Source organism: Streptomyces sp. NPDC001373 (assembly GCF_042895815.1).
Lineage (GTDB): Bacteria > Actinomycetota > Actinomycetes > Streptomycetales > Streptomycetaceae > Streptomyces.
The window spans coordinates 1-8,873 of record NZ_JBIAWQ010000048.1 but is presented as its reverse complement, the minus strand read 5'-3'; the positions used below and the strand labels follow the sequence as shown (position 1 = coordinate 8,873).

The following is an 8,873-nucleotide window of genomic DNA, read 5'->3' as shown; positions in this document are numbered from 1 at the left end:
ATCGAAGGCATCCGCGAACACCGGGAACGCCGCATACAGCCCACGCCCCATCCCCAGCCGCTGACTCCCCTGGCCCGAGAACAGAAACGCCGTGCCGGGCGGGGAGCCGGCTGTGCCGCGGAGGGTGGTGTCCGTCTCCGTGGCCGGGTCGTCGGCGGCCAGGGCGCGCAGTGCGGGCAGGAAGTCCTCCCGTCGGGTGCCGAGTACGGCGGCGCGGTGTTCCAGTGCCGCGCGGGAGCTCGCCAAGGACAGGGCCACGTCCGCCGGTTCCAGGGCCGGATGCTGCTCGACGTGGTCGAGGAGGCGCTCGGCCTGCTCGCGGAGGGCTTCGGGCCCGCTTCCGGAGATCAGCCAGGGGACCGGCTTCGGTTCAGGGCGGGCCTCGGCGGGTGCGGGGGTCTCCACGGGCGGCTGCTCGATGATGACGTGGGCGTTGGTGCCGCTCACGCCGAAGGAGGAGATGCCGGCCCGGCGGGTGTGGTCCGTGCCGGCCGTCCAGTCGACGGTCTCGGTCAGCAGCTCGACGGCTCCCGCCGACCAGTCGACGTGCGGGGTCGGCGCGTCGACGTGGAGGGTCCTGGGCAGGACGCCGTGGCGCAGGGCCTCGACCATTTTGATGATGCCGCCCACGCCGGCCGCGGCCTGGGTGTGGCCGATGTTGGACTTCAGGGAGCCCAGCCACAGCGGCCGGTCCTCCGGCCGCTGCTGCCCGTACGTCGCCAGCAGCGCCTGCGCCTCGATCGGGTCGCCGAGGGCCGTGCCGGTGCCGTGCGCCTCGACCACGTCCACGTCGGCCGGGGAGAGCCCGGCGTTCGCGAGGGCCTGGCGGATCACCCGCTGCTGGGCCGGGCCGTTGGGGGCCGTCAGCCCGTTGGAGGCGCCGTCCTGGTTGACCGCGGAGCCCCGGACGAGGGCCAGCACGGGGTGGCCGTGGCGGCGGGCGTCGGAGAGCCGCTCCACCAGCAGCATGCCCACCCCCTCGCCCCAGCCCGTGCCGTCGGCCGCCGCCGCGAACGGCTTGCACCGCCCGTCGGCCGCCAGACCGCGCTGCCGGCTGAACTCGACGAAGGCGTTGGGGGTGGACATCACGGTCACCCCGCCGACCAGGGCGAGGTCGCACTCGCCGCGCCGCAGGGCCTGAGCGGCGAGGTGGAGCGCGACGAGGGAGGAGGAGCAGGCCGTGTCGACGGTGAGCGTCGGCCCCTCCAGGCCGAAGGAGTAGGCGATGCGCCCGGAGACGACGCTCGCCGAGCTGCCGGTGCCGATGTAGCCCTCCAGGTCCTGCGGGACGCTCAGCAGGCGGGAGGCGTAGTCCTGGTAGCCGGAGCCGATGAACACGCCGGTGCCGGTGCCGCGCAGGGAGGTGGGGTCCATGCCGGCGCGTTCGAAGGCCTCCCAGGCGGTCTCCAGCAGGAGCCGCTGCTGCGGGTCCATGGCGAGGGCCTCGCGGGGCGAGATGCCGAAGAAGGAGGGGTCGAAGTCGGCGACGTCGTGGAGGAAGCCTCCGTCCCGGGCGTACGTGGTGCCGGGCCGGTCGGGGTCCGGATCGTAGAGGGAGTCCAGGTCCCAGCCCCGGTCGGCGGGGAAGCCGCCGACCGCGTCGCGGCCCTCGGCGACGAGGCGCCAGAGGTCCTCGGGGCTGCGCACCTCGCCCGGGTAGCGGCAGCTCATGGCGACGATCGCGAGGGGCTCGCCGTCGTCGGCGCCGCGGGCGGTGGCCGTCGGCGCGGGGGCGGCGGCCCGGCCCGTGACGGCCTCGGTCAGTTCGGCCAGCAGGTGGGAGGCCAGGGCGGACGGGGACGGGTGGTCGAAGACGAGGGTGGCCGGGAGCCGGACCCCCGTCGCCTTGCCGAGGCGGTTGCGCAGCTCCACAGCGGTGAGGGAGTCGAAGCCGAGCTCGCGGAAGGCCCGGTCGGCCGGGACCCCTTCCGCGTCCTGGTGGCCGAGCACCGCGGCGGCCTCGGCCCGCACCAGGGCGAGGACCGCGCGGGCCTGCTCGGCGGCGGTCAGGGCAGTGGTGCGGCGGGCGAACTCGGGGAGTTCGCCGTCGCCCGGACCGTCGGACGCCGTGCCCGCGGCTGCCCCGGCGAGGGCTGCGACGGCCTCGGGAACACCGTTCAGCAGCGGGCTGGGGCGCAGCAGGGTGAAGGAGGGCGCGAAGCGGTCCCAGGCGACGTCGGCGACCGTCACCGCCGTCTCGTCCGCGGTGAGGGCGGCGTCCAGTGCGGCGAGGGCCGCCGCCGGGCTGAGTGCGGGCAGTCCGCGCTTGTGCAGCCGGTCCTCGGCGTCGCCGTCCTCGACCATGCCGCCGCCGGCCCAGGGGCCCCAGGCGACGGAGGTGGCGGCGAGCCCGCGGGCACGCCGGTGTTCCGCGAGGGCGTCGAGGGAGGCGTTGGCCACGGCGTAGGCCGCCTGGCCGGCCGCTCCCCACACGCCGGAGATCGACGAGAAGAGCACGAAGGCGTCGAGCGGGCGCGCCCCGGCCTCCTCGGCCAGCAGTTCGTCGAGGTGCCGGGCGCCGGCCGTCTTGGCGGCGAGGACCTCGGCGAACTCCTCGGCGGTCGTCTCGGCGAGCATGGCCGGGGTGCCCACCCCGGCCGCGTGGACGACGGCGGTGAGGGGGTGTTCCTGCGGGAGGCCGGCCAGCAGCCGGGCCACGGCCTCCCGGTCGGCGATGTCGCAGGCCTCGATGGTGACCCGGGCGCCCAGGGCCTCGAGTTCGGCGCGGAGCGCCTCGGCGCCGGACGCCGCCGCTCCGCGGCGGCTGGTGAGGACCAGGTGGTCGGCTCCGGCCCCGGCGAGCCGGCGGGCCACGTGGGCGCCGAGGGCTCCGGTGCCGCCGGTGATCAGGACGGTGCCGTGCGGCTGCCGGGCGGGCGCGGCTTCCGGTGCCGTACCGGACTGCCTCCGGGGGGCGCGCAGCAGGCGGCGTACGTAGACGCCGGCGCCGCGTACGGCCAGCTGGTCCTCGTCGCCGTGGGCGTGTGCGAGGACGGACGCGAAGCGCCGGGCGGCGCGGTCGTCGAGCACCTCGGGGAGGTCGACCAGGCCGCCCCAGCGTGCGGGGTGTTCGAGTGCCGCGGTCCGGCCGAGGGCCCAGACCGCCGCCTGGTGGGGGCTGCGCAGCGGGTCGGAGGTGCCGGTGGAGACGGCGCCGCGGGTGGCGCACCACAGGGGGGCGTCGAGGCCCGCGTCGCCGAGGGCCTGGATCAGCGCGAGGGTCGTGGCGAGCCCTTCCGCCAGGACGGGGTGGGCGCGGTGCGGCTGCTCGTCGAGGGCCAGCAGGGACAGGACCCCGTCGACGGGCTGGTCGTGGGCGGTGGTGCGCAGCAGGTCCGCGAGTGCCTCCCGGTCCGTGCCGGGTTCGACCGGCAGGGGCCGGACGGTCGCGCCGTGCTCGCCCAGGGCCTGCAGGACGTCGGCCGTCCACGGGTCGCCGGCCGGGCCGGCGGCGGGGACCAGGGCCAGCCAGCTGCCGCCGGCGCGGGCGGTGGCGGAGGCGGAGGGTACGGGTGCGGATGCGGGCTGCCAGGCGATGCGGTAGCGCCGGCCGTCGAGCGTGGACCGCTCCTGGTGGTTGCGGCGCCAGAGGGAGAGGGCGGGCAGGACGGAGCTGAGGGGCGCGTCGTCGGTGAGGCCGAGGCGCTGTGCGAAGGCGGCGAGGTCGGCGCGTTCCACGGAGTCCCAGAACCCGGTTTCCGCCGGGTCGGCGGCCCGGGCGGCGTCGGCGGCGGGCCGACCGGCGAAGGCCGTGGACTCCAGCCAGTAGCGGCGCCGCTGGAAGGCGTAGGTGGGCAGGTCGTGGAGGGCCGGGCGGCCGGCGCGGTCGCCGGACGGGGCGGTCGGGTCGCACGGGACGCCGTGGACGTGCAGCCGTGCCAGCGCGGAGGCCGCGGCCAGATCCTCGGAGGTCTCCGCGCGCAGCAGGGGTACCGCGTGCGCGGAGTCCGCGTCCAGCAGGGGCTGGGCCAGGCCGGACAGCACTCCCCCGGGCCCGACCTCGACGAACACCGAGGCTCCGGCGTCCGCGAGGTACTGCACCGCGTCCGCGAACCGGACCGCGGCGCGCACCTGGCCCACCCAGTACTCGGGATCGCCCAGTTCGGCGGCCGTCAGGCGGCGGCCGGTCACGGTGGAGACCACGGGGAGGGACGGTGCGGCGACCGGGACGGCTTCGACGAGCTCGCGGAAGGCGTCGAGCATCGGGTCCATCAACGGCGAGTGGAAGGCGTGGGAGACGGACAGGGCCTTGGTCCTGCGCCCCTCGGCCGCCAGCTTCCCGGACAGCTCGGCGACCGCGTCCTCGACACCCGAAAGCACCACCGAGGCCGGCCCGTTGACGGCCGCGATGCCCGCCCGGTCCTCCAGCCCCGCCAGCAGCTCCCGCACCTCCTCCTCGGAAGCCTGGACCGCGACCATCACCCCGCCCGGGGGAAGCGCCTGCATCAGCCGGCCCCGCGCGGCCACCAGCCTCGCCGCGTCCTCCAACGACAGCACACCCGCGACATGAGCCGCCGCGAACTCCCCCACCGAATGCCCCGCCAGGAAGTCCGGACGCACACCCCAGGACTCCACCAGCCGGAACAACGCCACCTCCACCGCGAACAACGCCGACTGCGCGTATTCGGTCCGGTCCAGCAGCTCCGCGTCGGCACCGAACACCACCTCCCGCAGCGGGAGTTCGAGGTACGGGTCCAGGGCCCCGCACACCGCGTCGAAAGCCTGCGCGAACACCGGAAAGGCAGCGTGCAGTTCACGACCCATGCCCAGGCGCTGGCTGCCCTGTCCGGAGAACAGGAACGCGGTCCTGGTCTTTCGGGCCGCGATGCCCTGGAAGGCCCGGCCCGTCGGCTCCTGGCGGACGAAGGCGGTGAGGGCGGACAGCAGTTCGTCGCGGTCGCGCCCCACGACGGCTGCCCGGTGCGGCAGTTGGGCGCGCGTCGTGGCGAGGGCGTGGCCGATGGCGGCGGGCTCGGCCTGCGGGTGTTCCCGTACGTACGCCAGGAGCCGCCGGGCCTGCTCGGGGAGCGCCTCGGGGGTGCGGGCGGAGAGGGGCCACAGGAGCGGGGCCCGGCCGGATCCGGCGGTCGGGGCCGCGCCGGTGTCGGGCGCGTCCGGCTCGGGGGCCGGCTGTTCGAGGATGACGTGGGCGTTGGTGCCGCTCACGCCGAAGGAGGAGACGCCGGCCCGGCGCGGGCCTTCCGTCTCCGGCCAGGCGACGGCCCCGGTCAGCAGGCGGACGGCGCCCGCCGACCAGTCCACGTGCGGGGACGGCTCGTCGAGGTGCAGGGTGGCGGGCAGGGTCCCGTGCTGCATGGCCATGACCATCTTGATCACGCCCGCCACGCCGGCCGCGGCCTGGGTGTGGCCGATGTTCGACTTGAGTGCGCCCAGCAGCAGCGGCCGTTCGGCCGGGCGGTCCTGGCCGTAGGTGGCGAGCAGGGCGTGGGCCTCGATCGGGTCCCCGAGGGAGGTGCCGGTGCCGTGCGCCTCGACGGCGTCCACCTCGGCCGCGGTGAGCCGGGCGTCGGCGAGAGCCTGGCGGATGACCCGCTGCTGCGCCGGGCCGCTGGGGGCGGTCAGCCCGTTGGAAGCGCCGTCCTGGTTGACGGCGCTGCCGCGGAGCACGGCCAGGACGCGGTGGCCGTGGCGGCGGGCGTCGGAGAGCCGCTCCACCAGCAGCATGCCGACGCCCTCGCTCCAGCCGGTGCCGTCGGCGGCGGCCGAGAAGGGCTTGCAGCGGCCGTCGGCGGCCAGCCCGCGCTGGCGGCTGAACTCCATGAAGGCGCCGGGCGTGGACATCACCGTCACGCCGCTGACCAGGGCGAGGGTGCACTCGCCCTTGCGGAGTGCCTGGGCGGCGAGGTGCAGGGCGACGAGGGAGGAGGAGCAGGCCGTGTCGACGGTCACGGCGGGGCCTTCGAGACCGAAGGTGTAGGCGAGCCGTCCGGAGATCACGGCGGCGGCGTTGCCCGTACCGAGGTACCTGTCGAAATCCTCCGGTGAGGTGGACAGGCGGGCGTAGTCCTGACCGTTGGTGCCGGCGAAGACACCGGTGCGGGAGCCGCGCAGCGACGCCGGGTCGATCCCGGCCCGCTCGAAGGCCTCCCAGGCGGTCTCCAGCAGCAGCCGCTGCTGCGGGTCCATCATCAGGGCCTCGCGCGGGGAGATCCCGAAGAAGGCGGCGTCGAACTCGCCCACGTCGTCGAGGAACCCGCCGTGGCGGACGTAGCAGGTGCCGGCGTGGTCCGGGTCGGGGTCGTAGAGCGCGTCCAGGTCCCAGCCTCGGTCGGCCGGGAAGCCGGAGATCGCGTCGCGGCCCTCCGCGAGGAGGCGCCACAGCTCCTCGGGGGAGCCGATGCCGCCGGGGAAACGGCAGCTCATCGCGACGATGGCGATGGGCTCACGGGCTTCGTCCGTCATCTTCCGGTTCTGGCGGCGCAGCCGCTCGGTCTCCTGGAGGGAGGCGCGCAGTGCCTGAACGATCTTGTCGTTCGATGTGGTCATGATGTGCTCCGTACTCGGGCCGTTGATCAGGCTTCGCTGTCGCCGAGCGCCAGTTCGATGAGGTGGTCGAGGTCCATGTCCGCGATGGCGGAGTCGGTGTCCGTGTCGGTGTCGACATCGGTGTGGGGGCCGGCCGGATCGCCGGCGGATGCCGTGTCCGCCGGCCCGGCCAGTGCCAGCAGGGCGTCCATGAGGCCGGCCTCACGCAGGCGGGCCAGCGGGACGGTGGCGAGGACCCGGCGCAGCCGGGCCTCGTCCGGGCCCTCCTCCGCAGCGCGGTCCGCGGCCCCTTCGGGCAGCAGCGCGGCCAGCAGGCCGTCGGTGAGGGCGCTCGGGGTGGGGTGGTCGAAGACCAGCGTCGTCGGGAGCCGGAGCCCGGTCACGGCGCCCAGCCGGTTGCGGAGTTCGACCGCGGTGAGCGAGTCGAAGCCGAGGTCCCGGAAGGCCCGGTCGGGCTCGATGGCGTCCGTGCCCGGGTAGCCCAGTGCCGCCGCCGCCTCCCTCCGCACCCGTTCCAGGAGCAGGTCGTGCCGGTACTCCGGGTCGAGGCCGGACAGCTCCCGTACGAACTCCTCGGCCTCGGGGGCGCCGGTGCCGGCGGCCTCCTCGGCCCTGGCGCCGGCGGCCAGCGCCTCCCGTGCCTCGGGCAGGTCGGCGAGCAGGGCGCTGGGCCGGCCGATGGTGAAGGACGGCGCGAACCTCGGCCAGTCGACGTCGGCCACCACCACGGCGGTCTCGTCCCGGTCCATGGCCAGTTGCAGGGCCGAGACCGCCAGGGCCGGGGAGAGCGAGGGCAGTCCGCTGCGCCTCAGGTACTCCTCCGCCCCGCCGTCGGCGGCCATGCCGCCCTCGGCCCAGGGGCCCCAGGCGACGGCCGTCGCGGCGAGCCCCCTGGCCCGGCGGTGCTGGGCCAGCGCGTCCAGGAAGGCGTTGCCCGCGGAGTAGGCGGCCTGGCTGCCGCTGCCCCAGACGCCGGAGACGGACGAGAACAGGATGAACGCGTCCAGGTCCCGGTCGGCGAGCAGGCCGTCCAAATGGACCGCGCCGGCCACCTTGGCGGAGACCACGGCGGCCAGCTCCTCGGGACCGGTCTCCGCGACGGTGGTGAACTGCGGGAGCCCGGCGGCGTGCACGACGGCCGTCAGCGGGGCGGGGTCCCCGGCCAGGGTGTCCAGCAGGCCCGCCAGGGCCGCCCGGTCGGCGACGTCGCACGCGGCGAGCGTCACTCGCACCCCCGAATCCCTTAGTTCGGCGGCGAGTTCGGCCGCACCCGCCGCGGCCTCGCCGCGCCTGCTGGTGAGGACCAGGTGCTCGGCACCGGCCGCGGCCAGCCAGCGGGCCGTGTGCCCGCCAAGCGAACCCGTACCTCCGGTGACCAGGACGGTGCCCCGGGGCTTCCAGCCGCCGTCACCGGTGGCTCCGGTGGTGCGAGGCATCCGGGCCAGCCTGCGGACGAGGGTCCCGGAGGGGCTCACCGCGAGCTGGTCCTCGCCGTCGGCGCCGCCGAGGACCTCGGCGAGGCGGGCGAGCGTCCGCTCGTCGGGGGCGCCGGCGCCGGCATCCGTTCCGGGGAGGTCGACCAGGCCGCCCCAGCGGCCGGGAATCTCCAGTGCGACCGCGCGTCCCATGCCCCAGACCAGGGCCTGGAGCGGCCGGGTGACCGGCCGGGAGCTGCTGACGGCCACGGCCCCGCTGGTCAGGCACCACAGCGGGGCCTCGACGTGCAGGTCCCCGAGCGCCTGGACGAGCGCGACGGTGGCCGAGAGACCGGCCGGCAGGCCCGTGTACACCGGGTGGCTGCGTTCGTCCAGCGCCAGCAGGGACAGGACCCCGGCCACCGGTACGCCGTCCAAGGCCCCGGCCTGCCGCAGCAGCACGGCCAGCGCCTCACGGTCGGCCCCCGGATCGGTGGCGATGACGCGCAGGGGCTCGGCCGCCGCCCGGTCGGCCAGCATCCGGGCGTAGGGCTCGGCGGTCGTCGCGTCCGGGGCCACGACCAGCCAGGTGCCGGACGGGGCGGAGGCGGGCAGATCGGTGCGGGGCTGCCACACCGCCCGGTAGCGCCAGCCGTCGAGGGTGGTCCGGGTCCGGCTCTCCCGGCGCCAGACCGATAGCGCGCCGAACACCGAGTCCAGCGGCGCCCCGGCCGCCACCCCGAGCTGCGCGGCGAGGGCCTGGGGGCCCCCGTTCTCCACGGTGTCCCAGAACTCCGCTTCCGCCGCGTCGGCCGGTGCGGAACCGGCGGCGGGTGCCGTTGCCGCCTCCGTCGTCAGCCAGTAGCGCCGGCGCTGGAAGGCGTAGGTCGGCAGGTCGACACGGCGCGCGCCCTGACCGGCCAGGACGGCCGGCCAGTCCACCTGCGTGCC

2 protein-coding genes and 1 pseudogene are annotated in these 8,873 nt (G+C 76.1%); all 3 read right to left on the bottom strand.

Annotated elements, in window-relative coordinates:
* Nucleotides 1–6,393 (bottom strand): type I polyketide synthase (locus tag ACFY15_RS36655; protein WP_390827054.1); only part of this gene is annotated, 6,393 nt, incomplete at its 3' end.
* 60 nt (nucleotides 6,394–6,453) lie between these two features.
* Nucleotides 6,454–6,507, bottom strand: a pseudogene (locus ACFY15_RS36650) (hypothetical protein); the annotation flags it as partial.
* A gap of 26 nt (nucleotides 6,508–6,533) precedes the next feature.
* The coding region (locus ACFY15_RS36645) for an SDR family NAD(P)-dependent oxidoreductase (protein ID WP_390827053.1) at nucleotides 6,534–8,873 on the bottom strand (2,340 nt) is incomplete at its 5' end.